We start from the raw sequence: 26,773 nt of genomic DNA on the forward strand, positions 1-26,773 counted from the left end.
CCTACCAGAGCGCCAGTGCAATCACGCCAAACAGCGCGACGAGCAGCATGTCGGCGGTCCAGTAAAGTCTCAGCGCCTGGCGGATGTCAGCGCTGGTAACGGCGGTGCGGCCGCCTTCTCCCATATGGCGGCCTTCCACCAGAACACCGCCATAAGAACGCGGGCCGGCAAGCGCGAGCCCCAGGGCGCCAGCCATCGCGGCCTCCGGCCAGCCGGCGTTGGGCGAACGGTGATGGCGTGCATCGCGGCGCATGGCGCGCCAAGCTTCGGCTGGATCGGCGCCCTTGATGAAAAACGCGGCGGCAACGATCAGGAGGCCGGTCAGGCGTGAAGCGGGCAGGTTGACCAGATCGTCAAAGCGCGCCGCGGCCCAGCCGAAAGCCTCGTGGCGCTCGGTACGGTGGCCAACCATCGAATCCGCGGTGTTGGCGGCCTTGTAGGCAGCGCCGCCGGCCAGGCCGCCGACGCCAAGCCAGAAGGCGGGGGCAACAATGCCATCGGAAAAATTCTCTGCCAGGCTCTCTATGGCAGCCCGTCCGACAGCGGCTTCATCGAGCTTTTCCGGATCTCGGCCGACGATCATCGACACTGCTTTTCGCCCTGCGACAACGCCGCCGCTGTCAAGCGCATCAGCCACTGCTTCGACATGGCTGGCGAGGCTTTTCTGCGACAGCAGCGAGCTTCCCAGCAGCGCAACGACGACAATGCCGAATGGCAGGGCCAGCAGGGCAGACTCAGCGATCCGAGCGATCATCGCCGGCACGGCAACGATGAGCAGTAGCGCAAACAGGCCGGCGATGCGACGCGCCGCGTCGCTGTCGGCGGCGCTGTTGAGCCTGCGATCGAGACAGGATATCAGGGCGCCGATCCACGTCACCGGATGTCCGATGGCGCGAAACAGCCGGTCCGGATAGCCGAGCCGAGCTTCGATCAGCAGCGACAGAAAGGCGGTCAGGGCGGACATGAGGCTTCCAGGCGAGGCAATTGCGGCAGTTGATCACGGCGGAAGCCTTGGCCGGGCCCGGGCGCTGTTTCCTGATGCACCGGAGCCGTTTGTCGATCTCTCGACCGGGATCAATCCGCACTCCTATCCGCTTTTCGATCCGCCCGCCACAGCGTTCACTCGATTGCCGGAAGCTGCGCGCCTTGCCGAATTGCTGGCGGCCGCAGCGGCGACCTATGGTGCGCCCTCGGCAGCAAACATCGTCGCAGGCCCCGGCACACAAATCCTGTTGCCGCGTGTCGCCTCACTGGTGAATGCGGGACGCGTTTTGGTGTTGTCGCCGACCTATGCCGAGCACGCACGGGCAGCCGCCATCGCCGGCCATGTCGTTGCCGAAACCACTGATTTCGATGCGCTGGCCGAGGCGGATGTCGCCATCCTGGTCAATCCCAACAATCCGGACGGACGCATCGTTTCGCGCGAGCGGTTGCTCAAGCTCGCCGATGCCATGAAAGCAAAAGCTGGCCTGCTCGTGGTCGATGAAGCCTTCATGGATGTCGGCCCGTGCGATGCTAGTCTTGCCGCCGATGCCGGACATGGCGGACTGGTAATTCTGCGTTCCTTTGGCAAGTTCTTTGGACTTGCCGGCGTGCGTCTCGGGTTTGCGCTGACGGATCGGGCGACTGCCGCACGGCTCGAGAGCCAGCTCGGTCCCTGGGCCGTGGCAGGGCCGACGCTGGAGTACGGCATTCGCGCGCTAGGCGATATTGCCTGGCAAGAAGCGATGCGGCAGCAATTGAGCGAGGATGCCGCACGGCTCGATGCGTTGTTTGTGCGTCATGGCGTGCCGGTCGCCGGTGGAACGTCGTTGTTCCGCTATCTCGATTTCGGCGGTGCGCCTGGCCTGTTCCGGGCGCTCGGCCGACAGGGCATACTGTTGCGGCATTTCGCTGAACGACCGCACACGCTGCGTTCTGGCCTGCCGGGTTCGGAAGACGAGTGGCAACGGCTGGATGCTGCACTTGCCGGCTGGGCTGCAAAGACCGATGGTTCACAAAACAGGATACGCGCATGATCATCGTTTGCCCGCTCTCCAAGGTCGAAGCTACGGTCAACCGCGTCGGTGCCGAGCGGCTGCTGTCCTTGCTGGCAGCTGGTACGGACATGGTGCGTCCGGCAGCCATCCGGCCCGAAAACCATCTGCATCTTGTCATGCATGACATCGCCGAGGCGCAGGAGGGCATGACGCTGCCCGGCGAAGAGCATGTGCGGGCATTGCTCGGTTTCGCACAGGGCTGGGATCGGTCGCGGCCACTGGTGATCAACTGTTATGCCGGCATCAGCCGCTCGACCGCATCGGCTTTCATCATCGCGTCCGCTCTCGCTCCGAAGCGCGACGAGATGGAGCTGGCCAGGACATTGCGCTGGCTTTCGCCCTCGGCCACGCCCAATCCGCGTCTTGTCGCTGTGGCAGACCACATCCTTGGCCGCAATGGCCGCATGGTTGCGGCTATTGCCTCGATCGGCCGCGGTGCCGACGCATACGAAGGCGTGCCGTTCGAGCTGGAGATAGAGTGAGGGACGCTTTCCATCGAGAATGGACGCGCTTCGGCCTCAAAGCACCCAGTCGTTTAACTTTGCTCCGCGCACGTCCTTCAACAATGCGATGAAACCGTCGGCCTGATGCTCGGCGGTCAGCCGGCCTTTCTCAGCGGTGGCTATCGAAGCGTCGCCCACGACACCATGCGGGTTCAGATCTCGCGCGATCCAGGCGTAGGCGTGGGTGCCAGTCTGGCGCATCAGCGAAAAGGCCTTCTCAGCCTTGGCGACGTTGGAGACGAAGTTCTCGGCGTTTGCCATGTCGACCAGGTCCGGCCGGAAATGCAGCATCAGCGACGTCTCGACGTCGCCGCCGTGGATGCCGTGGCGATCTTCGAGTTCGGTGTACAGTCCCGCTGGGCGGCCGAAACGCTGCCAGCTGGTCTTCACAGCAAGCATGTTTTCGCGCACACGCAGTTCGCGTGTGACGATGCCCATGATCTCCTCATTGCCGCCATGCGAGTTGACGACGACGAGCTTCCTCACCCCGGCACGCGCAATGGAAAGACCAAGCTCGGTCCAGGCATCGATGAGAGTCGCCGGCGGCAGGGTGAGCGTTCCCGGCGCATGCACATGTTCGTTGGATTTGCCAACGGCCTGCACGGGGAGGATACGGATATCGATATCCGCTGGCAGCCGCTCGATCATCGTCACCAGCATGCCGTTCATGATGCTGGTGTCGGTGGATACCGGCAGATGTGGGCCATGCTGTTCGATCGCCGCCACCGGCAACACGGCGATCGTCGTCTCCGGGTCTATTGCGGCATATTCCGTGGTTCGGAAATCGCCCCACCATACGCGTCTTTTCGTCGTCACATCAGCCTCCGGATTGTCGGCAACTCATTCGAGCTACTCTGTCATAGGGAAGGGCGCAGGCAGCTCACCCTGCCGCAATCACCTCAACCTCGACCTTGAATTCCGGTCGGGCGAAGCCGCCGACGATCATCAGGGTGGAGGCTGGCGCCGGATCGGAAAAAGTGCGGTCGCGCACGGCCATGTAAGGCTTGAGATAGGCGCGATCGGTGACATAGGCATTGATGCGCACGACATCCTTCAGGCTGAGGTCTGCCTCGGCCAGGACGGCTTCGATATTCTTGAAGCACAGCTCCGCCTGTTCCTCGACCCCTTCTGGAATATGATCGTCGGCGGTGATCGCCACCTGACCGGCGCACAGGACGAGGCGCTTGCCTGCAGGGACCTCCACGCCGTGGCTGTAGCGGGCAAAAGGCGCCTTGATCGATTTCGGCATCAAATATCGGAACATCGCGATCTCCATTCGAGGCAGGGAAACTAGGCCGGGATGCAGTCACGATTCAAGCGCTGCTCGTGCGGTGACAGTATTACTTTCACCATGAACTATTCGTGGACAGTTGCCCTGAAAGTGGGCACGATGACGTTTGAAGCTGCAGGGCAGGGAACACCCAACACAATGCTCTTCCGGAATTGCGCGGCGGGCGTTGTGGCACGGCCTTTGCTTTGTCGGTCGATATGACGCTGTGTCGCGTGCGAGCGAAGGGGAGAGGAAATCGATGACGAAGATCTTGACCACGGCCACCGTGGCGGCCGCGGCGTTGCTCGGCGGCTGGATGTCCGCTGCGATGGCCAATGAGAAGGTGACGTTTGCCACCAACTGGCTCGCCCAGGCCGAGCACGGCGGCTACTACCAGGCTGTCGCAGACGGCTCCTATGCCGCATGCGGACTGGATGTAACCATCCAGCAGGGCGGCCCACAGGGCAGCGGACGGCCACTCCTGATGGCCGGCAAGATCGATTTTTATATGGGTGGCAACATGCTGCAGGCATTCGATGCCGTGCATCAAGGCATTCCGCTGCGCGTCGTCGCAGCCACTTTCCAGAAGGAACCGCAGGTCATCATGGCGCATCCGGGCGAGGGCCTGGACAAATGGGAGGACCTGCCCAAGGCCGACCAATACATCATCGGCGACGAGGGAGCGCAGAGCTTCTTCCTTTGGATGGTGTCGGAATTCGGCTTCGACGCGGCCAAGCGCGTGCCGTACACCTTCAATCCGGCTGCCTTCATCGCCAACAAGAAGTCGATCCAGCAGGGTTATGTGACCTCCGAGCCGCATGCCGTGGCCAAGGAGGGCGGATTCCAACCCAACCTGTTCCTGCTCGCCGACTACGGCTTCAACACCTACGCCACTACGATCGAGGCGATGCAGACCACGATCGACAAGCGGCCGGAAGTGGTTCAGTGCTTCGTCGATGGCTCGGCAAAGGGGTGGTACAACTATCTCTACGGTGACAACAAGGCCGCCAACGAAGCGATCAAGAAGGACAATCCCGACATCAACGATGAGCAGATCGCCTTCTCCATCGAGATGATGAAGAAGTACGGCATCGTCGATTCCGGGGACACCAAGAAGCTTGGCATCGGCGCCATGACGGATGAGCGCATGCAGAGCTTCTACGACAAGATGGTCAAGGCAAAGGTGCTTCCGGCCGGCATCGACATCAAGAAGGGCTACACGCTGCAGTTCGTGAACAAGGGCGTCGGTCTCGATCTGAAGAAGTGAGCGGTATTCCGGCAAATCGCGCGGCAGGCGCAGACCCGTCCTGCCCTCTCAAGGGGCGCTGGAGAGACGGGCGCTTATCCGCGGAAAGGCACTGATGTTGCAGACGGTAGCCGACAGGGATGACAGCTGGCAGCGCGGAACCGCGCCGCTGCTTTCATTCAAAGGCGTGGGCAAGGTGTTCTCCAATGGCGTGGCTGCCTTGGACAACGTCAATCTTGCCATTCGCGAAGGCGATTTCGTCAGTCTTCTCGGCCCTTCGGGTTGCGGCAAGTCGACGGCACTCAGGCTTATTGCCAGGCTTTCCACGCCGACCTCCGGCCATCTGGAGTGGCGCAAGGCGCTGGGAGACGATTGCGTCGGCTTCGTTTTCCAGGAGCCGACACTGCTGCCCTGGGCAAGCGTGTTCGACAATGTCTGGCTGCCGCTGCGCCTGCGCGGCGTCTCGCGCATCAAAGCCACGCCGGCGGTGATGGAGATGCTGGCGCGCGTCCACCTGGAAAATTTCGCCGATGCCGTGCCAAGGGAGCTTTCCGGTGGCATGAAGATGCGCGTTTCCATCGCACGCGCCATGGTCACCAAGCCGCGCGTGCTGCTGATGGACGAGCCGTTTGCGGCATTGGACGAGATCACGCGCTTCAAGCTCAACAACGACCTGCTGGAACTCTGGCAACAGGAGCGGTTCACCGCCGTCTTCGTCACCCACAGCGTGTTTGAAAGCGTCTTCCTGTCCAGCCGCATCGTGGTGATGGCCGCCAAGCCGGGACGTGTGTTCCGCGACATGACGGTCGATGCACCTTATCCGCGCGACGAGGCGTTCCGTACGTCATCAACCTATGCGGAGCTGTGCCGGCGGACGTCGGACGCGTTGAGCGCGGCCATGGATGCCAAGGTGGAGGCGCGACCATGAGCGCCGTCGAAAACCGGTCGGTCGTGCTCGACCCGGAAGAAGCGCGCCGCGTTCGCCAGCAGCGGCTGGAAAAGGTCGGCTCCTGGGTGCTGCCGCTTGCCATCATGGTGCTGGCCATCTGGTTCTGGGACCGGATCTGTGTGTGGAACGACATTCCGAAGTACATCCTGCCGCGGCCAGGTGTGGTCGTGCAGACCCTTCAGGACGATGCGCCGCTGCTGTTTTCCTCGCTGCTCGTCACCCTCAAGATCACGTTCCTCAGCCTTGCACTGGCGATTCTCGGCGGGGTGGGGCTGGCCGTCTTGTTCGCCCAGTCGAAATGGGTGGAAATGTCGTTTTTTCCTTTCGCAGTTATCCTGCAGGTGACGCCGATCGTCGCGATCTTCCCGCTCATCAACATCTATGTCGACAACCAGACTGCCAAGCTTTTGCTGTGCGCCTGGATCGTCGCTTTCTTTCCGATCCTTTCCAATACGACGCTCGGACTGAATTCCGTCGACCGTAATCTGCGTGATCTGTTTCGGCTGAATGGCGCGACGCGCTGGCAGGAACTGTGGCACCTGCGCCTGCCAGCGGCGATGCCCTACTTCCTGGGTGGCCTGAAGATCGCAGGAGGTCTTTCGCTGATCGGTGCGGTGGTGGCCGAGTTCGTCGCTGGCACGTCGGGCCAGGCGTCGGGTCTGGCCTCACGCATCATCGAAGCCGGCTATCGACTGAATGCGCCACGGCTGTTTGCCGCGCTCATCCTGATCTCTCTGACCGGCATCGTCATCTTTCTCGCGCTGTCCCTGCTGTCGCATCTCATCCTGCGCCGCTGGCACGAGAGCGCGCTGAAGCAGGAGGCATGATGGCAGCCGTTTCAGTCACTTGCCGAGGCTGCATTCCGTTCACTTTGAGTGACCGGGCTGTGGCGGACGCGGAGGTGCATTGAATATACTGCCGATCCCGCCATCTGGAGCCTATGTATTCGAAAATGCTAGCCTTCATGTTTCTCTGATCGTTGGCTTCGACGGCTTGGCAGACGCCGACGGCTTTGTGAGCGCAGATATCGCTGTTGACGGTGACCGCATCATCACAATCGCTCCACATCGTTTGGGGCCGTCGCCCGCGTCAGGAGCGATCGATCTCAAGGGGCGCATCGTGCTGCCCTGTTTTGTCGACTGTCACACCCATCTCGACAAGGGCCATATCTGGCCACGCAGCCCCAATCCGGACGGTTCGTTTGCCGGCGCATTGCGCGCAACGCACGCTGACCGGACCGCGCGCTGGAACGCGAAAGACGTTTCGCGGCGCATGGACTTTGCCTTGCGTACGGCTCTCGCGCATGGGACCAAGGCTATCCGCACACATCTCGACAGTGCCGCACCGCAGGATGGAATTTCCTGGCCGGTGTTCGAGGAAATGCGGGAAAAATGGCAGGGACGTATCGACTTGCAGGCCGCTTGCCTTGTCGGCATCGAGGAAACCCGCGACCAAGTCTGGTTCGCAGGATTGGCGCGACGCGTGGCAGCGGCGAGAGGCGTCCTGGGCGCTGTCACCTATATGGTTTCTGATCTTGATGCCTTGCTGGACCAGATGTTCGCCCTCGCCGTCGAGCATGAACTCGATCTGGATTTTCATGCCGACGAGACCGATGCTGTCGACGCGATCTCCTTGAGGAAAATAGCCGAAGCAGCGCTTCGTCATCGTTTCGAGGGAAACATCCTCGTCGGTCACTGTTGTTCCCTGGCGCGCCAACCCGACAGTGATGTGCGGGACACCTTGGACAAGGTGGCGCGGGCAAAAATGGCCGTCGTGTCACTGCCAATGTGCAATCTCTATCTGCAGGACCGCAGGCATGACGGGACTACGCCACGCTGGCGCGGTGTGACACTGCTGCATGAAATGAAGGCGCGGGGCATTCCCGTCGCGGTGGCTTCGGACAACACGCGTGATCCGTTCTATGCCTATGGCGACCTCGACATGCTTGAGGTTTACAGGATGGCCACCCGCATCCTGCACCTTGACCATCCGGTTGGCGATTGGCCACGCACGGTCGCGCAGACTCCGGCGGACGTCATGCGATTGACCGGCACAGGAGTGTTGCAGCCGGGCGGACCAGCCGACCTGGTTGTTTGCAAGGGGCGGAACTGGACCGAATTGTTGTCCCGCCCGGAAGCCGATCGCATCGTCATTCGTGACGGCAGGCAGATCGACACCAGCCTGCCGGACTACGCCGAACTCGATGAATTGATGGGGACATGATGGATATCGCGGCGCTGAAACGAGACATCGAGGGACTGAAGATCGAGGACAACGAAAAGATCGTCCAGCAGAAGAGCCGCGACTTCTACTGGTACAGCCCGGTGCTCAAGCGCCAGCTCGAACATGTCACGGGAGACCTCGTCGTATCGCCGAAATCCGAAGCTGAAGTGGTGCGCATACTTGCAGCCTGTTTTTCTCACGGCGTACCGGTGACGCCGCGCGGTACTGGCACCGGCAATTACGGGCAGGCGATGCCGCTTTCCGGCGGTGTGGTGCTGAATCTGGCCGACATGAATGAAATCGTTGCGATTTCTCCCGGTCGCGTGGTGTGCCAACCGGGCGCCATCCTGGCCGATATCGACAGGGCGACGCGTGCGCATTCGGCGCAGGAACTGCGCCTGCACCCATCTACCTACAACACCGCTTCCATCGGTGGTTTTATCGCTGGTGGTTCCGGTGGCGTCGGCTCGATCAACTTCGGTGGTCTGCGCGACTTCGGCAACATCATCCGGTTGCGCGTGGTAACCATGGAAGCCGAGCCGAGAGTGCTGGAACTGACCGGCGAGGACCTGCACAAAGTCACCCACGCCTATGGGACAAACGGCATCATCACCGAAGTCGAGATGCCGTTGACGGCGGCCTACGACTGGGTGGACGTTCTGGTCGGTTTCGACAGTTTCATGGCTGCTGCGCGCTACGGCAATTCACTGGCCTGCCAGGATGGCTTGCTGACCAAGCTGATCACCCCGATCGCTGCTCCCGTGCCTCAGCTTTACTTCAAGCGGCACCAGAGGTTCCTGCGTGATAGACAAAGCATCTGCGCGGTCATGGTCGCCCCGCATTCGTTCGATGCATTTCTTGCCTTCACGCGACGCGAGGGTGGCGAGGTGATCTTCAACGCCGCGGCTCTGAGCGACGACGAGAAGAGAGGCCTGCCGCCGGCATTCGAACTGGCGTGGAACCACACGACGCTGCGGGCGCTGCGCGTCGATCCGGCAATCACATACCTGCAATCGCTCTATCCGTTTCCCGATCATCTGGCTTTGGTCGAAAAGATCGACGCGTTGTTTCCAGGTGAGGTGTTCTCGCATCTGGAGTTCGTGCGGCTGGACGGCAACATCACGTGCTTCGGCCTGAATCTGGTGCGCTTCACCACGGAGGAGCGGCTGGACGAGATCGTGCGGCTGTTCGAGGCGAATGGCTGCCCGATCTTCAATCCGCACCGTTATACGCTGGAGGAGGGGGGCATGAAGCAGACGGATTCCGTCCAACTCGCCTTCAAGCGCGAGGCCGATCCGCAAGGGCTGCTCAATCCCGGCAAGATGATCGCCTGGGAAAACCCAGACTACGATTATCGCTCGGGGCGAACGTTCCTGTTCAAGGGTCTGGCAAAAGCAAGTTGAGCGCTGCGATGCGTGTCCTGGTTCTTTATGCGCATCCGGTCGAAACAAGTTTCAACGCTGCGCTGCACAAGATGATCGTCGAGCGTCTCACGGCGAACGGACATGAAGTCGACGATTGTGATCTGTATGCCGAGGACTTCGATCCGCGACTGACACGCGCCGAGCGCATGGCCTATCACGATGCACCGGGCAATATCGAGCCAGTGCGAGGCTATGTAGAACGACTGCGCAAGGCGGAAGGGCTGGTCCTATGTTTTCCGGTTTGGAATTACGGTTATCCGGCCATTCTGAAAGGGTTCTTTGACCGCGTGTTCCTGCCAGGCGTGTCGTTCCGGCTGGTCGAAGGCAAGGTGCGTCCCACGCTCGACAACATCCGCAAGGTGGTGGCGGTGACCAGCTATGGCGGCTCCCGCCTGCGCGCTTTCCTGGTTGGCGATCCGCCACGCAAGCTTGTCCAGCGCCTGTTGCGCGCTTCCATCAAGCCGGGTACCCCGGTCTCCTATCTGGCGCACTATTCGATGAATTTGTCGACGCCACAGTCACGGGATCGTTTTATGGCAAAAGTGGCGCACAGGATGGAAACGTTCTGATGCGGGTGCTGGTCGTCTATTGCCACCCGGTGCCGGAAAGCTTTTGCGCGGCCGTGCGCGATGCCGCGCTCGACGCCATCGCGGCCAAGGGATGCGAGGCGCGGCTGATCGATCTCTACGCGGAGAATTTCGACCCGGTGATGCGGGATGGCGAACGGCGCGAATACAACGAACGAGCGCCGGCGGACCCTGCGCTCGTGGAACATATCGCTCACCTGAAATGGGCCGAGGCGATCGTCTTCGTCTATCCGACCTGGTGGTACGGGTTGCCAGCAATGCTGAAGGGCTGGCTGGACCGCGTCTGGGCCAAGGATGTCGCTTTCGCGCTCGATCCCGGTGGGAAGATCACCCCGCTGATGGGGCACGTCCGGAAGATCGCGGTGGTCACCACCTGCGGTGCGCCGCGCTGGTGGTCGCATATTGTGGGCCATCCGGGACGAAAAACCATCCTGCGCGGCATCCGTGCCTTGTGCGCCAAACGCTGCAAGACCCTGTTTGTTGCACATTACCTGATGGATGCCTCGACGCCGCAAAGCCGGGAGGCTTTCCTGGCGCAGGTAAGGCAGAAGCTGAAGGCGTTTTAGCGCTTTTCCTTCTCCCCGCTTGCGGGGAGAAGGTGGCCCAACGGGCCAGATGAGGGGGCAGAACTCCCCTCGAACAGTTTGTACTGCCCCTCATCTGCCTGCCGGCATCTTCTCCCCGTAAATGGGGAGAAGAGAACTACATCCGCACCCTCTCTGCCTTCGGATCATACATCGGCTTCAGCGAAACCTCTGCAACGAAGCGCTCGCCTGCAATCTCGATCTCATAGCGGGAGCCGAGGATATCCGCTTCGCTCTCACCCTTGGCCGGCACATAACCCATGCCGACGGCACCGCCGAGATGGTGGCCGTAGTTGCCTGACGTGATGGTCCCGACGATCTTGCCGTCGCGCACGATCGCCTCATTGTGGAACAGCAGTGGTTCGGGGTCGGTCAGGCGAAACTGCGCCAGGCGGCGCTCCAGCCCGGCATCCTTCTTCGCCAGCACGGCGTCGCGGCCGATGAAATCACCTTTTGCCGTCTTCACCGCAAAACCGAGGCCGGCCTCCAGCACATGATCCTCGTCGGTGATGTCATGGCCGAAATGGCGAAAGGCCTTTTCGATGCGGCAGGAATCCAGCGTATGGAGGCCGCAGAGTTTCAAGTCCAGCTCTCCGCCCGCGTCCTCGACCGTCTCGAACACATGTGCGGCCTGGTCGGTCGGAACATAGAGTTCCCAGCCAAGCTCGCCGACATAGGTGACACGGTGGGCACGGGCGAGCCCCATGCCGACCTCGACTTCCTGAAATGTGCCGAATGGATTGTTTTCGTTCGAGAAATCGTTCGGGCTCACCTTTCGAATCAAGTCGCGTGAACGCGGCCCCATGAGACAAAGGACGGATTCTGCGGCTGTCACATCCGTGATGACGACGAACTCATCCTTCACATGCCTGCGCATCCAGGCGAGATCGCGCTGCAACGTGGCGCCCGGAACAACTGCGAAGAAAGCCGTCTCGGAAAGTCTCGAGACGGTCAGGTCGCTCTCGATGCCGCCGCGCCGGTTGAGCATCTGCGTGTAGACGATCTTGCCCGGCGCGACATCGAGATCATTGGCGCAGAGCCGTTGCAGGAAGGCGAGGGCATCGCGTCCTTCGATCCGGATCTTGCCGAATGAGGTCATGTCGAACAGGCCGACATTGTTGCGCACGGACAGATGTTCCTCGCGCTGATTGTCGAACCAGTTCTGGCGTTTCCAGGAATAGCGGTATTCGCGTTCCTGTCCGTTCCTGGCGAACCAGTTGGCGCGTTCCCAGCCGGCGACCTCGCCGAACACGGCGCCGCGCGCCTTCAGATGCTCATGAATGGGCGAGCGTCGCACGCCACGCGACGTGACCACCTGCCGGTAGGGGAAATGGTCCGCATAAAGCAGGCCAAGCGTCTCGGAGACACGCTCTTTCAGATAGGCACGGTTCTTCTGGAAGGGCTGGGCGCGGCGGATGTCGACCTCCCAGAGGTCGAATGGCGCCTCGCCGTCGTTGATCCACTGTGCCAGCGCCATGCCAGCGCCACCCGAAGAGACGATGCCGATCGAGTTGTAGCCGGCGGCGACCCAGTAGCCGCCGAGTTCCGGCGCTTCGCCAAGATAATAGCGATCGTCCGGCGTGAAGCTCTCCGGGCCGTTGAAGAAAGTGTGGATGCCGGCGGTGCCCAGCATCGGCATGCGATTCACGCCCATTTCGAGGATAGGCTCGAAATGCTCGAAATCCTCGGGCAACTGGTCGAAGCAGAAATCTTCGCGGATGCCTTCCATGCCCCAGGGTTTCGCCCTCGGTTCGAAGGCGCCGAGCATCATCTTGCCGGCATCCTCCTTGTAGTAGGCGCATTCGTCCGGCACGCGCAGAACCGGAAGACGAGTCAGTCCGGCGATGGGCTCTGTGACCAGATAGAAGTGCTCGCAGGCATGCAGCGGAATGGTGACGCCGTTCTGCGCACCCAGTTCACGCGCCCACATGCCGGCGCAGTTGATGACCACATCGGTCTCGATCGTCCCCCGATCTTCGCCCTGCGCCCAGGACACACCGGAGACGCGTCCGTTTCTGGTGTGAACCCTGGTGACCTTGACGTTCTCAACGATCCTGGCGCCACGTTGGCGTGCACCCTTTGCCAAAGCCATGGCGATGTTGGCAGGGTCGCATTGGCCATCGAGCGGCAGATGCACGGCGCCGACCACGTCCGACACGTTGAGATGAGGGTACATCTCCTTGACTTCGCTGGGAGAAATCTCGCGTACGTCGACGTCAAACGCACGGGCAAGCGACGCCTGCCTGTAGATCTCGTGCTTGCGTTCTTCGGTGAGGGCGACGGTGATGGAGCCGACCTGGCGCATGCCGGTACCGACGCCGGTTTCTTCCTCGAGCTTGACGTAGAGGTCGGCGGAGTACTTGGCCAGCCGTGTCATGTTCTGCGAGGCACGCAATTGGCCGATCAGACCAGCGGCGTGCCAGGTCGTGCCTGACGTCAGCTGCTTTCGCTCCAGCAGCACGATGTCGGTCCAGCCGAGTTTGGCCAGATGGTAGGCGACCGAGCAGCCGGACACGCCGCCGCCGATGATGACGGCGCGGGCTTTGGAGGGCAGAACGCTCATGCGGCCTCACGTCGATAGGTGGAAACGAAACGGCGCAGCCTTTCGGCCGCTTCGAGAAGGATGGGTTCAGGCTGACAGAGGCTGACGCGAATATGGCCGGCCGCGGCGTCGCCAAACGAGGATCCCGGCATGACACCGACATTCTCGCGATCAAGGAAAGCCCAGGCGAATTTCTCGTCGTCCGGCTCGACGGCGCTGATGTCGAGCATGGCATACATGCCGCCCTCCGAGCCGCGAACGGTCACGTTGTTCATGCCGCGCACCGCGTCAAGGAAGAGCTTGCGCCGTCCGGCATACAGCGCGGCGATCTGTTCCACGCCATAGTCATTGTTCAGCGCTTCGATGGCTGCGCGGCTGACAAAATCGGTCAGGCCGTAAGTGGTGACAAGATTGAGGCTGATCAGCAGTGTTATCAGTTCCTGGGGCCCGGTCAGCCATCCCAGGCGCCAGCCGGTCATGCCGTGGCTCTTCGACATCGAATTGACGACCAGCGTGCGCTCGTCCATGCCGGGCAGGGCGCGCGGCGAAAGATGCTCGCTGTCGCCGAGTGTCCAATACACCTCATCACTCAGCAACCACAGATCGTGGTGGCGGCAGATGTCGGCGATGCTTTGGAGCGATTTCCTGGAGTAGACCGCGCCCGTGGGATTGTTGGGCGTGTTGATCAGCATGGCCCGCGTATTTGGCCGGACTGCGGCCTCGATTATTTTAGGGTCTGGTTGGAAGCCGTCGGTGGCGCGGGTCTCGACGACCGTAAAATCGGCGCCGGCAGCGCGGAATGTGCCCGGATAGGTGGCGTAGTAGGGCGCCACGACAATGGCGTGGTCGCCCGGGTCGAGCACGCCTTGCACGGCGGCATAAAGCGACGCCTGGCCGCCAGGTGTGGCAATGACCTGTTCGGGGCTCGTCGCGACGCCGGTGCATCGCGTGGAGATTCGCGCCATCGCCTCACGCAGTGCCGGAATGCCAGGCAGCTGGGTGTAGTGGTGGTGGCCGGCCCGCAGCGCGGCAACTCCGGCTTCAACCGTCTCGGTGGGGGTGTGGAAGTCATGGTCGCCGACCGAGAGCATGATGATGTCCTGGCCGGCCTCCAGGCGTTGCCAGGCGGCGAAATGCACCTCCCAGCCATCCTTGCCGGAAGGCGTGATGCCGGAAATGCGGGAAGAGGGTTTCGGCATGTCAGGTTCCTGCAGTTGCAGAGGTCGTCGAACCGGATCTGGTGAGCACCAACCTGCGACCGTCATTGAGCAAGGGTACCAGAGAGCCATATCCGGCAATGGTTGGATGCGGTGTTTCAACCGCGTGCCTGTGCGTGGCGGTGATGACCACGACCTTGGTGCCGGCTGCCTCGGCGGCCTGGATGCCTGCCGGTGCGTCCTCGAAAACCAGGCAATCCTGCGGTTTCAGGCCGAGCCTGTCGGCGGCAAGCAGGAAGCAATCGGGCGCGGGCTTGCCGTTGGTCACGTCTTCTCCGGTAATCATCAGCGATGGTATGGGCAGGCCGGTGGCTTCCAGCCTGCGGATCGCCAGCCGGCGCGGCGACGAGGTGACGATCGCCCAGCGCTGCGGCGGCAGTGCGCTGAGGAACGCGGCAGCACCTGGAATAGCCTCGATGCCTTCGACATCTTCGAACTCCGCCTGGGTCAGCGCTTCGACCTCGGCCATGACGTCGATGCCCGGGAGGTTCAAGCGACGGATCGTTTCCACCGCCCGCACGCCGTGGATGGTGGGCAGAAATGTCTCGACATCAAGTCCGTGCTTTTGCGCCCACGCCGCCCAGACCCGCTCGGCAGCCGCGATCGAACTCAGGATCGTGCCGTCCATGTCGAAGAGGAAGGCGCCGAAGGCGTGATCAGGAAAGGGAAGGGTCATTATGCGCGTAGCCTTTGATTTTCGGGGTCCCACAAGGGTCTGTCTTCCTGGACCGTCGCCTTGAAGCGGTCGCCGAAAATCTCGATGTCGATTTCGGTGCCCGGCACGGCCAGATCGGCGCGCACCATGCCCAGTGCAATGGATTTGTCCACCCTGTAGCCCCAGCCTCCCGAAGTGGTTTCACCAACGATCGCCCCGTCATGCCAAAGCGTGGACATGTAAGGTGCGTCGCATTCCCCGGGTGCCTGGATGACCAGCGTCGCAAAACGTTTCTTCACACCCTGCTGTTTTTCGTTGAGCAGTGCTGCCTTGCCACGGAAATCCGGTTTGTCCCATTTGACGAAGCGTTCGAGCCCACCCTGCAGGATGGTGTAATCAGTCGAGAGGTCGCCCTTCCAGGCGCGGTAGCCCTTTTCGAGACGCAGGCTGTCGAGGGCGAACATGCCAAACGGTTTCAGGCCATGCCTCTGTCCGGCAGCCCAGACGGCGTCGAACACGGTGGCAGTATCCTCGACCTTGGTGTGCAGCTCCCAGCCGAGTTCGCCGGCGAAGGAAACGCGCACCAGTTGCAGCCACCGGCCGCCAATCTGACAGGATTGATGCGAGAGCCAGGGTTGGCTCAGATCAGTGTCCGTCACATCGGCCAGTATTGCGCGTGAATTCGGACCGGACAGGATCTGGCAGGAAAAGCTCTCCGTCATGTCCTGCAGCGTGATGTCAGTGCTCTCGGGCAATTGCTTCGACAGCCACTCGAAATCGTGCAACTGCGCCACCGCGGCGGTGATCAGGAAGAAGAAATCCTCTTCCAGTGCCATGATCGACATCTCGGTGACGATACGGCCCTTGTCATCGGCGAAGTAACCGAGCCCGATGCGGCCGGGCTTTGGCACCACACCCGTGATCAAAGTGGACAGCCAGGCGCGGGCACCGGGACCTTTAAGACGAAAACGGCTGAAGCCGGGCAGATCGAGAATGCCGGCGGCGTCGCGCACGGCCAGGCATTCCTCGCGAATGCGTGGCTCCCAAGGTCCTGAGCGGGCGAAGGTCTGTGTCGACCGTTCCGAGATGTCGTCGCCGGGCTTGGCGTACCAGGTTGCGCGCTCCCAGCCGTTATAGGCGCCGAACTGTGCCCCCATGGCCTTGAGGCGTTCATGCAGCGGCGAAAGTTTGCGGTCGCGCACCGCAGGCCAGGCATGACGCGGGAACTGGATGGCGTATTCGTGACCATAGACTTCCATGCCCTTGGCGACGGCATAGTCCTGCGCCGATCCGAACGCGGTGAAGCGGCGTGGATCGCATGACCACATGTCCCATTCGGTCTGGCCTTGCGTCACCCATTCGGCCAGCACCTTGCCGGCGCCGCCCGCCTGGGCGATGCCGAAGGTGAAGACGCAGGCTTCGAATGCGTTGGGTACGCCCGGCATCGGCCCAAGCAACGGATTGCCGTCCGGCGCGTAGGGGATCGGGCCGTTGATGACCTTTGAGAGGCCGGCAGTGCCGAGGATCGGGACCCGCTCGATGGCATCGTTGAGGTACCATTCCAGCCGCTCGAGATCGTCCGGAAACAGCTGGAACGAGAAGTCGGCGGGCATAGGGTCGCCGGGAGTGGCCCAGTGCGCGTGGCAATTGCGCTCATAGGGGCCAAGATTCATGCCGTTCTTCTCCTGGCGCAGATAATAGGAAGAATCGACATCGCGTAGCAGCGGCAGCTTGTGGCCCGCTTCCTTGGACCAGGCGGCAAGCTCGGGGATTTCGTCGAAGAGAATGTACTGATGGCTCATCACCATCATTGGCACCTCGCGACCGAACATCCTGCCTACTTCGGCGGCACGATAGCCGGCTGCGTTGACGACGTATTCGCAACGGATTTCGCCCTGCTCGGTGACCACAACCCATTCGTCGCGTTCACGGCGTACGCTGGTGACCGGACAGAAGCGGATGATCCTGGCGCCCTTGTCGCGTGCGCCCTTGGCAAGAGCCTGGGTAAGCTGGGCGGGGTCGATGTCGCCGTCGTTCGGATCATAGAGCGCGCCCTGAAGTTCATGCGTTTCTATGAAAGGGTAGCGCGCCTTGATCTCGTCGGTGCCGATAACCTCGATCGCCATGCCCTGATAGCGGCCCATGCCTTTGGCACGCTGGAACTCCTGCATGCGCTCCTTGCTGTGGGCCAGCCGGATCGAGCCGGTGACGTGATAGTTCATCGGATAGTCGACTTCATCCGCCAGCCCCCGATAGAGCTCGGTCGAATAGCGCTGCATGTTCATCAGCGACCAGGATGACGAAAATGTCGGCACGTTGCCGGCCGCATGCCAGGTCGAGCCGGAGGTCAGTTCATTCTTCTCGAGCAGGACGCAGTCGGTCCATCCGGCCTTGGCCAGGTGATAGAGGGCCGAGACGCCCACCGCGCCGCCGCCAATGATGACCACACGCGCCGTCGTCGGAATTCCGGCCATTTTGTCCTCCCCGATTTCCAGGGTCGAACGCGATCAGGAAAGATCGGCATTCCGCCCTATCTCATTGTTTTGGCGCATGATCTCTGAGGAGGCTGCGGTTTCGCAGACCTCCGGTTCGGGATCATGCCGCTAGTAGACCGGCGGCGAGACGACCCAGATCACGACCGCCGGCACCGCTCCCGGGTTCCTCCAGCGGAATGGCTTGCCGGCGAAGCGAAAGCTGTCGCCCTCGCCAAGTGTGTGCCAGACGCCATCGATTTCGATCTCGAACGTGCCGGACGTGACGTAGCCGGCTTCTTCCGTCGGCCTTGTTGCGGCTTTCTTCAATTCCGCGCCCGGCGCGAATTCCGAGCGCAGCATTTCGAAACTGCCGCCAAGATCGGGTGACAGAAGCTCTTCCACCAGTCCCGATTCGCTGGTACCCAGCGCGCGTCTCCGGCCGGCGCGCACAACGACACCTCGCTCGTTTTCTTCCGGCACGTCATGGCTGAAAAACAGGCTGACCGGTACGTCGAACAAGTCCGCCAGGGCTCGCAGGTCGCCGAGCGACGGCACCGACAGGCCGCGCTCGACCTGACTGACCCAGCCGACGGAGCGGCCCAGTTTCAAGGCGATTTCGGCCAGCGTCAGGCCCCGCGTCTTGCGTAGCGCGCGAATGTCGGCGGCGAGAAAACGTTCGCCGGTCTGCGCGTCCGGTTCGGCAGCAGGTGATGTCACTTTTCAACCGCTCGTGAAAAAATCATTCAGAATTTCATGAGACGCCAACTGCGTGAAAAGATCAAGCGCGATCTTGGGCCTGTCTAAAAAATCCGCAGAATGGGTGCCTTGCGCTTCTGGTGAGACCAAGATGCCCCGGTAGGCCAGACAAAATTGCTTGCGGTACTTTGGTGCTTCATGCAAAGGCACCCGCGACTGCGCGTTGGGGGGACGTGCTCCTTGAAATCCTGCGTTGAAGAGATTGCCATGCTGGCACCGGAAAGCAGAGCCCCGAAGTCGGACGAAACGACTGTGGTGGACGAAGCGATCATTTCGCGCCGCTCCGTGCGCGCCTTCCTGCCCGACCTGGTCGATGATGCAACGATCCGCGACATTCTGACGGTCGCCTCTCGCGCGCCGTCTGGCACGAACATGCAGCCGTGGAAGGTGTATGTCGTGAAAGGCGAGGTGAAGCAGACGCTGAGCGATGCCATCCTCAACTCCGGCATTCGCGCTGAGAAGGCTGAATGGGACGAATATCGCTACTATCCGGATCAGTTCTTCGAGCCGTACCTTACGCGTCGTCGTGCCAACGGCTTCGGTCTCTACGGTGCGCTGGGAATTGGCCGGCGCGAAGTCGACAAGATGCGTGCGCAGCACGACCGCAACTTCATCTTCTTCGATGCCCCCATCGGCATGATCTTCACCATTGACCGGCGCCTGAACCAGGGCTCATGGATCGATTACGGCATGTTCCTGGAGAACATCATGATCGCTGCGCGGGCCAGAGGGCTGCATACCTGCCCGCAAGCGGCCTTTGCGCCCTACCACAGGCAGATCCGTCCAGTGCTCGGTATTTCCGAGGAAGAAATCGTCGTGTGCGGCATGGCGCTGGGCCATGAAGACACATCAAAGCCGGAAAGCACATTCCGTACCGACCGCGCGCCGCTGGAGGAGTGGGTGAGGTTTGTGGAGTGAGGAGCGAATAGTGAGTGAGTAGGGCGTGAGACCTGCAAAGCTAAATCCCTCTACTCACTACTCACTACGACATTGCCGCTGACATTCTGACCGTCCTGCGGCGTCAGTTTGCGATAGGCGATCAGGGCACAGAGCGTGATCAAGGCTTCGATCGCGAACAATATCTGAAAATCGATGATCGAGGCATGTCCTCCAGGTCCCGCCAGGAACGACAGAACCGCTGCGGCAACGCCGACGCCGATGGCGACCCCAAGTTGCCACAGGATGTAATAGAGCGCGCTGAAACGGGCGAGTTGCTCAGGCTCGATATCGGCATAGGCAAGATTGCCGGTCGAGGCCCATTGCACCGAGCGGAACACTCCAAACAGGAAGATGTAGGTCAGCACGATCCACACCGGTGTCGTTGCCTGGATCAGGGCAAAACCGGCGACAAGGGCGGCCACGATAGGCGTGTTGGTGACCAGAACTCGGCGAAAACCGTAGCGCCTCAGCATGGCGGGCATCACAAAGCGCGTGAGCAATGAACCGACCGCCGCCATGAAGGTCAGCGATCCCGCGTGAACGGCACTCATGCCGAAGCCGAGCTGGAACATCAGCGGCAGTATGAAGACGACAGAGCTCAAGCCGATCGTGTCGAGGCCGCCGCCGGTCAGGAACGCGACGCGGAAGGTGCGGATGCGCAGCAACCTGAGATCAAGCACAGGATTGCGTGCCCGCAGCAGGTAGAAGATGGCGAAGCCGAGCAGAACGATGGCGAGAGTCACCTGGGCCGCGATCACGCTTCCTGCCATGTCCTTGGCAGCGAGCGAATCCATGCCGAGCACCAGAAGCACCATGCCGACACCGACAAGGGCAAAGCCGGGAAAATCAAATGGAGTACGAACCGATTTCCTGGTTGTCGGGAACAGGGCTGCCGCAAGCAGAAGCGCGGCGAGTGCCAGTGGTACATTGATGAAGAAGATCCATCGCCACGAAATGTAGGTCGTCAGCGCGCCGCCGACGAGCGGGCCGACCAAAGGTCCCGACTGACCGGCCAGCGAGATGTACATGTTGATTTTCAGCGTGCGATTGCGCGGAAAGCTCTGCAGCACCACGATCTGGCCGAGCGTGCCCATCAACGCGCCGCCAAACCCTTGCAGGGCGCGGGCGCCGACGAGTGTCCACATGTCGTTGGCGATGCCGCACAGCGCCGATGCGATGCCGAACACGATCAGCGCGAAACAATAGGCGTTGCGAAGGCCGAAGCGATCGGCAGCCCAGCCGCCCAGCGGCATCATGATGATCAGGCTGGCGACATAGGCGGTGACCAGCAGGCCGAGCTGGCTTGGCGGGCGCGCAAGCGTCTCACTGATGCCGGGAAGGGCGGTGACGACCACGTTCTGGTCGAGGCTGGTCATGAAGACGCCGCAGGCGACAGTGACCGGAATGAGCAGCGAAACGCTGTCCGGTGGCTCGACGCGACCGGCTATGGTCGCGGAATTCTGTGTATCCATGGGTGACGAAGTCGAAGTGCCGGCCTCTTGGTCAATCGGCGGCGGCCGAAACCGTCGATTCTCTCAGTCAACTATCGAGCCGGTGCTTATTTCCCTCTAGCGTCAGGAAGCGCTCTTCGTAAGGCCACGGCGCGGCAACGGAAAGAACTTCCCCGACTAGCGAGACGGCATGTAGGCCAAGCATTCGAGTTCGAGCTCCGCGCCCAATGCAAGGCCGTTCGTGCCGAAGGCAGAGCGTGCCGGCAAGCGGTCCGGGTCGAAGTACTCAAGATAAACCCTGTTGAAATCGCCCCATTTCGATATGTCGGCCAGCATGACCGTACATTTAAAGATGTCGGCGAAGCCAAGTCCGTTTTCTCTCAGGACAGTGCCGATGTTTTCCATCGTCTGGCGCGTCTCGGCCTCGATGCCTCCCGCTACCAGTTCCGGTTTGCCTGGCACGTTGCCGAGGGCACCTGACAGATAGAGGATGTCGCCGACACGCACCGCCTGGCTGAAGGGTAGCTTCGCTGCCCTGGCCGCCGGCGAATTGATGAATTCCATGACGTGGCGTCCTCGCAGGCGTTTTCAGGCGACCTCGTATCCGACTTCTTCCGCCGCATGCCCGAGTGCTTTCCAGAAGGAGCGTGCAAAGGAACGGAAGACGTAGATGTCGAAACGGTCGCCGCCCGTTCTCTGGATCTGTGCGAAGACGTCATGATGGGTGGTGGAGCGTGCCGCACCGACGGGAAAGGCGGGCAGGGTGAAGTCGATGGCGAAGAACTTCGCCAGGATCCATTCTGCCTCCGGACCTTCGATGCGGATGGCGGTGCGACCATGTGACAGATCCGTCACGGTGCCAATTGCCGGTGTGATCGCCTTGGCGAGCAGGGTGGCTATGCCTTCCGCTTCGTCGACTATGGTGAATTTGCCAGGCGCAAAGCCGAACGCGGCCTTTTCTCCGTCAACGGCACCACCCCCGGCGCCGTCCGGCAAGCCAAGGCCGGTCACCTTGCGGATGGCGGCGATGGCGCGCGCCTCCTCACCCGGCCAGGCTGCAACCTGGATGATGGAACCGGGGCGTGTCTCGGACAGGATCACGCCGACGCCGTCCTCGAAGCGGCCGTGCGAGCCCGAGCGATAGACGGGTTCCAGTGGCGAAAGGCGCTCAACCATGCATGCGGCTCCCTTCCGGGTCGAAGAAGTGGTGGCTGACGATTTCGACGGGGCCGAAGCGCTTGCGCAATGGATCGGACACATAGGCGCGCGTGCCGCGACGGCCCTTGCCGCCTTGAACGAGCGCGAGAGCGATGTATTTGCCGAGTGCCGGCGCGTAACAACAGGCCGTGATATGGCCGATCGAACCGTGCGGATTTTCCTCGTCGAGCTCCTCGACGATATGCGCGCCACCGTTGAGCGGCCTGTTGTCGAGAGCGACAATGCCGACGAGTTGCAGCCGGTCGGTGGCAGCCAGACCCTCACGATCCATCATGGCTGAGCCGATGAACGGCTTCTTCTTCGACAACATCCAGTCGAGATGCAGATCGCGCGCGGTGGTGCGGCCGTCTATCTCGGCACCGGTGACGTGGCCCTTCTCGATGCGCAGCGTACCAAGCGCTTCCAGCCCGTAAGGCACAAGGTCGAACGGCTTGCCTGCCTCGACCAGCGCTTCCCAGACATGGGTGCCGTATCCTGCTCCACAGTAGACCTCGTAGGCCATCTCCCCGGAGAAGGAGAGGCGGCAGATCATCACCGGAACGCCGGCAATCTCGCCATGGACGATGCCCATGAAAGGCAGAGCGGCATTGTCCACAGCAGTGCCCTCGACACAGGCGGCGAGGATTTCCCGCGCCTTGGGTCCGCCGATCGCGGCACCGGCCCATTCGTCGGTGACGGACGTGACGGTGACCTTCAATTCCGGCCAGATCACATCGAGGAAATATTCGAGATGTTGCATCACCTTGCCGGCATTGGCCGTCGTGGTGGTCATCAGGAAGTCATCCTGGCCGAGACGCCAGGTGGTGCCGTCGTCAAAGGCCAACCCATCCTCGCGCAGCATCAAGCCATATCGTGCCTTGCCAACCGGAAGGCTCGAGAAGATGTTCGTGTAGACGCGGTCAAGCAGTTCTGCGGCGTCCGGACCTTGAATAGCTATCTTTCCGAGCGTCGAGACGTCGACGATGCCTGCGGTCTCACGCACGGCCCTGGCTTCACGCACGTAAGCCTGCTCGACCGTTTCGCCAGCGTGACCATAGATCATTGGACGGAACCACAGGCCTGCGGAATACATCGTGGCGCCTTGGGAGAGGTGCCAGTCGTGCATCGGCGTCAGCCGCTCAGGCTTGAGATCGCCATATCGTTCCGCGGCCAGCGAACCGATGGAAACGGCGGTATAAGGCGGGCGAAAGCGGGTCGTGCCCACCTCGGGGATAGGCTTGCCAAGCGCCTCGGCCATGATGGCGAGGCCTGGGACGTTCGAGCTCTTGCCTTGGTCCGTCGCCATGCCGAGCGTCGTGTAGCGCTTCAGATGCTCGACCGAAACAAAGCCCTCACGATGGGCCAGTCGTACATCATCCGCAGTGACGTCGTGCTGGAAGTCGACGAAACTCTTGCCGTCGGCCTTGATCTCGAACACCGGCGCCGGTTCGGGGTTGACCGAGCTCGGTTCGATTTCCGGCTGTTCGATGACCCGCGCCTTTTCTCCTGACGCAGTGAGGCCGGCGGTGTAGCCGTCGACGATCGCATCGGCGGTGGCGAGCCGACCGGTGAAGGCGCCGGCTCCGCTCCAATTCTGCGTCGGCTGCGGCGGCAGGAACGCCTGCAGCTTCTCATTCCATTCGGGTTTTGCACCAGCCTGGCTCGCCAGATGCAACACTGGCGACCATCCACCGGACATCAGCAGGCAATCGGTCTGGATGCCGCGCGGCTCGCCGGTCAGTGTCCCGTTCGCGCCATCCAGCCGCTGGATCCTGATGCCGCTCAATGTCTTGCCGCCATCGGTTGCCGATACTGCATGCCCCGCGATCAGTTCCGCGCCGGCTGACGCAGCCAGTGCGCGTGCCTGATCGGAAATGTTGGTGCGGACGTCGACGATCGTGGCGATATTGGCTCCGGCCTTCTTCAGGCTCGCGGCCGCCTGGTAGGCCGTGTCGTTGTTGGTGAAGAGGGTGACCTTTTCGCCTGGAAGCACGCCGAACTGGTTGGTGTAGCGCTGCGCTGCGCTGGCGAGCATGACGCCGGGGCGGTCATTGCCCGGGAAAACCAGGGGGCGCTCCAAAGCACCGGTGGCGAGCACGACCGACTTGGCGCGAATGGTCCAATGGCGATGGCGCGGCTCGCCGCGCGCTGCGGTTTCCTTATGGTCCGAGACGCGCTCCAGGGCAGCCAGCGTGTTGCCGTCGTAGTAGCCCCAAACCGCGGTGCGGGGCAGCAGCCGGACATTGTTGCGGCCCTTGAGGCCGTTGACGATTTCGCTTGCCCAGTCTGCAGCGCGCGTACCGTCGATGGTCTCGCCCGACCAATTGGCGGATCCGCCAAAACGCGGATCGAGCTCAGCCAGGATGACGCGTGCGCCGCCTTCGGCGGCAGCCTTGGCGGCCATCAATCCGGCAGGGCCAGAACCGACCACCAGCACATCGCAGAAGGCATTCATGCGTTCATAGCGGGAATCGTCGGCTACCGTGCCGGCGCGGCCGAGGCCGGCTGCGCGACGGATGAAGTGCTCGCAGAACATCCAGAAGCGGGTGCCCTTGAGCGGCCCGATCACCGGTCCCATGAAGGTCTTGTAGTAGAAACCGGCACCGATGACCTTGCTTCCGAGCTGGTTGATGGCGCCAACATCCCACTTCAGCGACGGAAACCGGTTCTGGCTCTCGGCCCGCAAGCCGTCATAGATCTCGACGGTGGTTGCCGGGATGTTCGGCTCACGCGCAGTGCCGCGCAGGATGGTGACCAGCGCGTTAGGTTCGTCCACACCGGCACTCAAAACGCCGCGCGGCCGATGGTACTTGAAAGAGCGACCCAAAAGCGTGACGCCGCCGGCAAGCAAGGCAGAAGCCAGCGTATCGCCGGCATGGCCGGTGAAAGGCACGCCGTCGAAGGTGAAGCGGATGGTTCTCAGCCGGTCGATCTGACCGCCGGTTTCGTTGCGGCGCGGGCTCATGTCTTGGCTCCGGGCTTGCGCCGCTCGGTTGTGCGATGGTGGGCGTTGCCGCGCACCGGCACGGTGTTTGAAACGACATGGGTTATGGTGTTGCGGAGCACGCGGATGTGGCTGCGGCAGCCGCCGGAGTGCTGCCAGATCTCGTTATGGTCGCCGGCAGGATTTTGCCGGTCGTAGACATATTCGTTCCAGGCCTGAAGGTCCTGCGAACTGGGGGCAGGGCGCTGGCGATTGCCGTCGCCCTGATAGGTGAATTCGGACACGTCTCGCGGACCGCAATAGGGGCAGGTGAGCAGCATGGTCAGTCCTAATGCAGGCGGGGCGTTGCGCCCTGGCCCTTCTCGTCGATCATTGTGCCACGGTGGAAGCGATCGAGCGTGAAGGCGGCGTTCAGTTCGTGAGGTTCGTCCCGTGCGATGGTGTGGGCAAAGCAGAAGCCCGAGGCCGGTGTCGCCTTGAAGCCGCCGTAGCACCAGCCGCAATTGAGATACATGCCGGGCAACGGCCCCGTCGTGATGATGGGAGAGCCGTCCATCGACATGTCGCAGACGCCGGCCCAGGAGCGCAGCATGCGCACGCTGGCAAGGCTCGGGAACAACGCCAGCATCTCAGCCATCACCTCTTCCACGATCGGCAGGTTGCCGCGCTGAGCATAAGAGTTGTAGCCATCGAGATCGCCGCCGTAGATCAGGCCGCCCTTGTCGGACTGGCCCATGTAGAAATGGCCCATGCCGAAGGTGACGACGGTGTCGAGGAACGGCTTCAGCGATTCCGAGACGAAGGCCTGCAGCACGTGACTTTCGATCGGCAGCCTGTCGATGCCAGCGAGCTGCATGACGCGACCCGTACTGCCGGCTGCGGCCAGGGCCACCTTCCTGGCACGGATCTCGCCACGCGTGGTGACAACGCCGGTCACGCGATCACCGTCACGCAGGAAACCGGTGACTTCGCAGTTCTCCAATATGTCGACACCGCGCCGGTCGGCGCCGCGCGCATACCCCCAGGCGACGGCGTCGTGACGGGCTGTACCGGCACGCGGCTGCATCAGGCCGCCCATAATCGGAAAACGCGCGCTGGCCGAAACATCGATCGCCGGCATCAGTCGCTTGATCTCGGCAACCGACATCAACTCGGCATCGACGCCCTGATGACGCATTGAGTTGCCCCGGCGGGCATAGTCGTCGAACTGGGCCGGGGTGTGTGCGAGATTGAGCACGCCGCGTTGCGAGAACATGACATTGTAGTTGAGGTCGTGGGAAAGGTTCTCCCACAGCTTCATCGAATGTTCGTAGAAGCGGGTGTTTGGCGGCAGCAGATAGTTGGAGCGCACGGCTGTGGTGTTGCGGCCGACATTGCCCGAGCCGAGATAGCCCTTCTCGACCACCGCAACATTGGTGATGCCGTGTTCCTTGGCGAGATAGTAGGCGGTCGAAAGGCCGTGACCGCCGCCGCCAATGATGACCACGTCATAGGAAGCCTTGGGGTCGGGCTTTCGCCAGGCGGGTTTCCAATCCTTGTTGCCTGACAGCGCATTGCGCAGCAGCGAGAGAGCCGAATATTCCGCCATGCCAACTCCATCCCGAATCCGCATGCGGCTCGGATAGCCCATTTCGGAAGGAGACTATAGAGCCAGCCTCGGCGCCAAAGCCAGAATTGCGCCACGGCTTTTCGACTGACCGACCAGCGTGTTCTGGTGGGAAGCAGCTTGCTCCGCCCCAATGCCGTCTCTATCAAGGGCAAGATTTCGCAGCC

At 62.0% G+C, this 26,773-nt stretch carries 24 protein-coding genes; 10 read left to right on the forward strand and 14 right to left on the reverse strand.

Translation table 11 applies throughout. From position 1 onward, the window contains the following. Nucleotide 1: 1 nt before the first annotated feature. The gene (gene cbiB / locus ACFWYE_RS00710; RefSeq protein WP_379069718.1) at nt 2-964 is read right to left on the reverse strand and encodes an adenosylcobinamide-phosphate synthase CbiB; all 963 of its coding nucleotides are present in this window, start codon (nt 962-964) and stop codon (nt 2-4) included. Between cbiB and cobD the strand changes: the two genes are divergently transcribed. Next, complete coding sequence (cobD, locus tag ACFWYE_RS00715; protein WP_379108978.1) at nt 963-2,018, forward strand: threonine-phosphate decarboxylase CobD; 1,056 nt, start codon at nt 963-965, stop codon at nt 2,016-2,018. The genes cbiB and cobD overlap by 2 nt on opposite strands. After that, nucleotides 2,015-2,521, forward strand: a complete 507-nt coding sequence (locus tag ACFWYE_RS00720; protein ID WP_379108980.1) for a tyrosine phosphatase family protein — start codon at nt 2,015-2,017, stop codon at nt 2,519-2,521. Before cobD ends, ACFWYE_RS00720 begins: the two co-directional genes overlap by 4 nt. Before the next feature lie 36 nt (nt 2,522-2,557). Here the strand turns inward: ACFWYE_RS00720 and ACFWYE_RS00725 are convergent, their stop codons facing one another. Beyond that, on the reverse strand, nt 2,558-3,358 hold the full coding sequence (locus ACFWYE_RS00725; protein ID WP_379108982.1) for a creatininase family protein: 801 nt from the start codon (nt 3,356-3,358) through the stop codon (nt 2,558-2,560). Nucleotides 3,359-3,422: 64 nt separating this feature from the next. Further along, nucleotides 3,423-3,806, reverse strand: coding sequence for a RidA family protein (locus tag ACFWYE_RS00730; protein WP_379108984.1), 384 nt, complete (start codon nt 3,804-3,806; stop codon nt 3,423-3,425). 265 nt (nt 3,807-4,071) lie between these two features. Here ACFWYE_RS00730 and ACFWYE_RS00735 point away from each other — a divergent pair, with 265 nt between their 5' ends. The 7 genes from ACFWYE_RS00735 (at nt 4,072) to ACFWYE_RS00765 (ending at nt 10,807) form a co-directional block, all read left to right on the forward strand. Next, nucleotides 4,072-5,079 (forward strand): ABC transporter substrate-binding protein, encoded by a 1,008-nt coding sequence (locus ACFWYE_RS00735; RefSeq protein WP_379108986.1) that lies wholly within the window; start codon nt 4,072-4,074, stop codon nt 5,077-5,079. Nucleotides 5,080-5,173: 94 nt separating this feature from the next. Next, nucleotides 5,174-5,986 (forward strand): ABC transporter ATP-binding protein, encoded by an 813-nt coding sequence (locus tag ACFWYE_RS00740; protein ID WP_379108988.1) that lies wholly within the window; start codon nt 5,174-5,176, stop codon nt 5,984-5,986. Beyond that, a complete protein-coding gene (locus ACFWYE_RS00745) occupies nt 5,983-6,834 on the forward strand; it encodes an ABC transporter permease (RefSeq protein ID WP_379069737.1) in 852 nt (283 codons plus the stop codon). The genes ACFWYE_RS00740 and ACFWYE_RS00745 overlap by 4 nt, the downstream gene beginning before the upstream one ends. Nucleotides 6,835-6,922: 88 nt before the next feature. Next, on the forward strand, nt 6,923-8,230 hold the full coding sequence (locus ACFWYE_RS00750; protein WP_379109730.1) for a cytosine deaminase: 1,308 nt from the start codon (nt 6,923-6,925) through the stop codon (nt 8,228-8,230). Further along, nucleotides 8,230-9,633 (forward strand): FAD-binding oxidoreductase, encoded by a 1,404-nt coding sequence (locus ACFWYE_RS00755; RefSeq protein WP_379109732.1) that lies wholly within the window; start codon nt 8,230-8,232, stop codon nt 9,631-9,633. Before ACFWYE_RS00750 ends, ACFWYE_RS00755 begins: the two co-directional genes overlap by 1 nt. Before the next feature lie 8 nt (nt 9,634-9,641). Further along, nucleotides 9,642-10,223, forward strand: coding sequence for an NAD(P)H-dependent oxidoreductase (locus ACFWYE_RS00760; protein ID WP_379069739.1), 582 nt, complete (start codon nt 9,642-9,644; stop codon nt 10,221-10,223). Then, nucleotides 10,223-10,807, forward strand: a complete 585-nt coding sequence (locus ACFWYE_RS00765; protein WP_379069742.1) for an NAD(P)H-dependent oxidoreductase — start codon at nt 10,223-10,225, stop codon at nt 10,805-10,807. The genes ACFWYE_RS00760 and ACFWYE_RS00765 overlap by 1 nt, the downstream gene beginning before the upstream one ends. Before the next feature lie 136 nt (nt 10,808-10,943). Here the strand turns inward: ACFWYE_RS00765 and ACFWYE_RS00770 are convergent, their stop codons facing one another. From ACFWYE_RS00770 to ACFWYE_RS00790, 5 genes are all read right to left on the reverse strand, one after another. After that, on the reverse strand, nt 10,944-13,388 hold the full coding sequence (locus ACFWYE_RS00770; RefSeq protein WP_379108990.1) for an FAD-dependent oxidoreductase: 2,445 nt from the start codon (nt 13,386-13,388) through the stop codon (nt 10,944-10,946). Continuing rightward, on the reverse strand, nt 13,385-14,566 hold the full coding sequence (locus ACFWYE_RS00775; RefSeq protein WP_379108992.1) for a pyridoxal phosphate-dependent aminotransferase: 1,182 nt from the start codon (nt 14,564-14,566) through the stop codon (nt 13,385-13,387). Before ACFWYE_RS00775 ends, ACFWYE_RS00770 begins: the two co-directional genes overlap by 4 nt. A gap of 1 nt (nt 14,567) precedes the next feature. Then, nucleotides 14,568-15,260, reverse strand: coding sequence for an HAD family hydrolase (locus ACFWYE_RS00780; RefSeq protein ID WP_379108994.1), 693 nt, complete (start codon nt 15,258-15,260; stop codon nt 14,568-14,570). Beyond that, entirely contained in the window at nt 15,260-17,713 is a 2,454-nt protein-coding gene (locus ACFWYE_RS00785; RefSeq protein ID WP_379108996.1) for an FAD-dependent oxidoreductase, read from the reverse strand. Before ACFWYE_RS00785 ends, ACFWYE_RS00780 begins: the two co-directional genes overlap by 1 nt. A 129-nt stretch (nt 17,714-17,842) precedes the next feature. Then, nucleotides 17,843-18,430 (reverse strand): helix-turn-helix domain-containing protein, encoded by a 588-nt coding sequence (locus ACFWYE_RS00790; protein WP_379069756.1) that lies wholly within the window; start codon nt 18,428-18,430, stop codon nt 17,843-17,845. Between the two features lie 246 nt (nt 18,431-18,676). Here ACFWYE_RS00790 and ACFWYE_RS00795 point away from each other — a divergent pair, with 246 nt between their 5' ends. Beyond that, nucleotides 18,677-19,387, forward strand: coding sequence for a nitroreductase (locus ACFWYE_RS00795; protein ID WP_379069759.1), 711 nt, complete (start codon nt 18,677-18,679; stop codon nt 19,385-19,387). A gap of 50 nt (nt 19,388-19,437) precedes the next feature. On the opposite strand, the gene ACFWYE_RS00800 is transcribed toward ACFWYE_RS00795, so the two are convergent. The 6 genes from ACFWYE_RS00800 to ACFWYE_RS00825 all read right to left on the reverse strand — a co-directional run bounded on the left by ACFWYE_RS00800 (nt 19,438) and on the right by ACFWYE_RS00825 (nt 26,588). Further along, nucleotides 19,438-20,880 carry an MFS transporter gene (locus ACFWYE_RS00800; RefSeq protein WP_379108998.1) on the reverse strand — a complete coding sequence of 481 codons (1,443 nt, stop codon included), beginning with the start codon at nt 20,878-20,880 and terminating at the stop codon, nt 19,438-19,440. 156 nt (nt 20,881-21,036) lie between these two features. Beyond that, the gene (locus ACFWYE_RS00805) at nt 21,037-21,423 is read right to left on the reverse strand and encodes a RidA family protein (protein ID WP_379109000.1); all 387 of its coding nucleotides are present in this window, start codon (nt 21,421-21,423) and stop codon (nt 21,037-21,039) included. 24 nt (nt 21,424-21,447) lie between these two features. Continuing rightward, entirely contained in the window at nt 21,448-22,035 is a 588-nt protein-coding gene (gene soxG / locus ACFWYE_RS00810; protein ID WP_379109002.1) for a sarcosine oxidase subunit gamma family protein, read from the reverse strand. Beyond that, on the reverse strand, nt 22,028-25,021 hold the full coding sequence (locus tag ACFWYE_RS00815; protein WP_379109004.1) for a sarcosine oxidase subunit alpha family protein: 2,994 nt from the start codon (nt 25,019-25,021) through the stop codon (nt 22,028-22,030). Before ACFWYE_RS00815 ends, soxG begins: the two co-directional genes overlap by 8 nt. Further along, entirely contained in the window at nt 25,018-25,320 is a 303-nt protein-coding gene (locus tag ACFWYE_RS00820) for a sarcosine oxidase subunit delta family protein (RefSeq protein ID WP_379109005.1), read from the reverse strand. Before ACFWYE_RS00820 ends, ACFWYE_RS00815 begins: the two co-directional genes overlap by 4 nt. Nucleotides 25,321-25,328: 8 nt before the next feature. Continuing rightward, entirely contained in the window at nt 25,329-26,588 is a 1,260-nt protein-coding gene (locus ACFWYE_RS00825; protein WP_379069775.1) for a sarcosine oxidase subunit beta family protein, read from the reverse strand. Nucleotides 26,589-26,773 lie beyond the last annotated feature (185 nt).

Origin of the sequence: Mesorhizobium sp. NPDC059025 (genome assembly GCF_042739655.1) — a bacterium.
Lineage (GTDB): Bacteria > Pseudomonadota > Alphaproteobacteria > Rhizobiales > Rhizobiaceae > Mesorhizobium.

Coding starts and splice junctions, on each gene's coding strand:
- ACFWYE_RS00825 (WP_379069775.1), bottom strand. CDS start 26,588: ATGGCGGAATATTCGGCTCTCTCGCTGCTGCGCAATGCGCTGTCAGGC.
- ACFWYE_RS00795 (WP_379069759.1), top strand. CDS start 18,677: ATGCTGGCACCGGAAAGCAGAGCCCCGAAGTCGGACGAAACGACTGTG.
- ACFWYE_RS00730 (WP_379108984.1), bottom strand. CDS start 3,806: ATGTTCCGATATTTGATGCCGAAATCGATCAAGGCGCCTTTTGCCCGC.
- ACFWYE_RS00760 (WP_379069739.1), top strand. CDS start 9,642: ATGCGTGTCCTGGTTCTTTATGCGCATCCGGTCGAAACAAGTTTCAAC.
- ACFWYE_RS00765 (WP_379069742.1), top strand. CDS start 10,223: ATGCGGGTGCTGGTCGTCTATTGCCACCCGGTGCCGGAAAGCTTTTGC.
- ACFWYE_RS00720 (WP_379108980.1), top strand. CDS start 2,015: ATGATCATCGTTTGCCCGCTCTCCAAGGTCGAAGCTACGGTCAACCGC.
- ACFWYE_RS00735 (WP_379108986.1), top strand. CDS start 4,072: ATGACGAAGATCTTGACCACGGCCACCGTGGCGGCCGCGGCGTTGCTC.
- ACFWYE_RS00755 (WP_379109732.1), top strand. CDS start 8,230: ATGGATATCGCGGCGCTGAAACGAGACATCGAGGGACTGAAGATCGAG.
- ACFWYE_RS00820 (WP_379109005.1), bottom strand. CDS start 25,320: ATGCTGCTCACCTGCCCCTATTGCGGTCCGCGAGACGTGTCCGAATTC.
- ACFWYE_RS00740 (WP_379108988.1), top strand. CDS start 5,174: ATGTTGCAGACGGTAGCCGACAGGGATGACAGCTGGCAGCGCGGAACC.
- ACFWYE_RS00800 (WP_379108998.1), bottom strand. CDS start 20,880: ATGGATACACAGAATTCCGCGACCATAGCCGGTCGCGTCGAGCCACCG.
- ACFWYE_RS00805 (WP_379109000.1), bottom strand. CDS start 21,423: ATGGAATTCATCAATTCGCCGGCGGCCAGGGCAGCGAAGCTACCCTTC.
- ACFWYE_RS00770 (WP_379108990.1), bottom strand. CDS start 13,388: ATGAGCGTTCTGCCCTCCAAAGCCCGCGCCGTCATCATCGGCGGCGGC.
- ACFWYE_RS00745 (WP_379069737.1), top strand. CDS start 5,983: ATGAGCGCCGTCGAAAACCGGTCGGTCGTGCTCGACCCGGAAGAAGCG.
- cobD (WP_379108978.1), top strand. CDS start 963: ATGAGGCTTCCAGGCGAGGCAATTGCGGCAGTTGATCACGGCGGAAGC.
- soxG (WP_379109002.1), bottom strand. CDS start 22,035: ATGGTTGAGCGCCTTTCGCCACTGGAACCCGTCTATCGCTCGGGCTCG.
- ACFWYE_RS00815 (WP_379109004.1), bottom strand. CDS start 25,021: ATGAGCCCGCGCCGCAACGAAACCGGCGGTCAGATCGACCGGCTGAGA.
- ACFWYE_RS00780 (WP_379108994.1), bottom strand. CDS start 15,260: ATGACCCTTCCCTTTCCTGATCACGCCTTCGGCGCCTTCCTCTTCGAC.
- ACFWYE_RS00785 (WP_379108996.1), bottom strand. CDS start 17,713: ATGGCCGGAATTCCGACGACGGCGCGTGTGGTCATCATTGGCGGCGGC.
- ACFWYE_RS00775 (WP_379108992.1), bottom strand. CDS start 14,566: ATGCCGAAACCCTCTTCCCGCATTTCCGGCATCACGCCTTCCGGCAAG.
- cbiB (WP_379069718.1), bottom strand. CDS start 964: ATGTCCGCCCTGACCGCCTTTCTGTCGCTGCTGATCGAAGCTCGGCTC.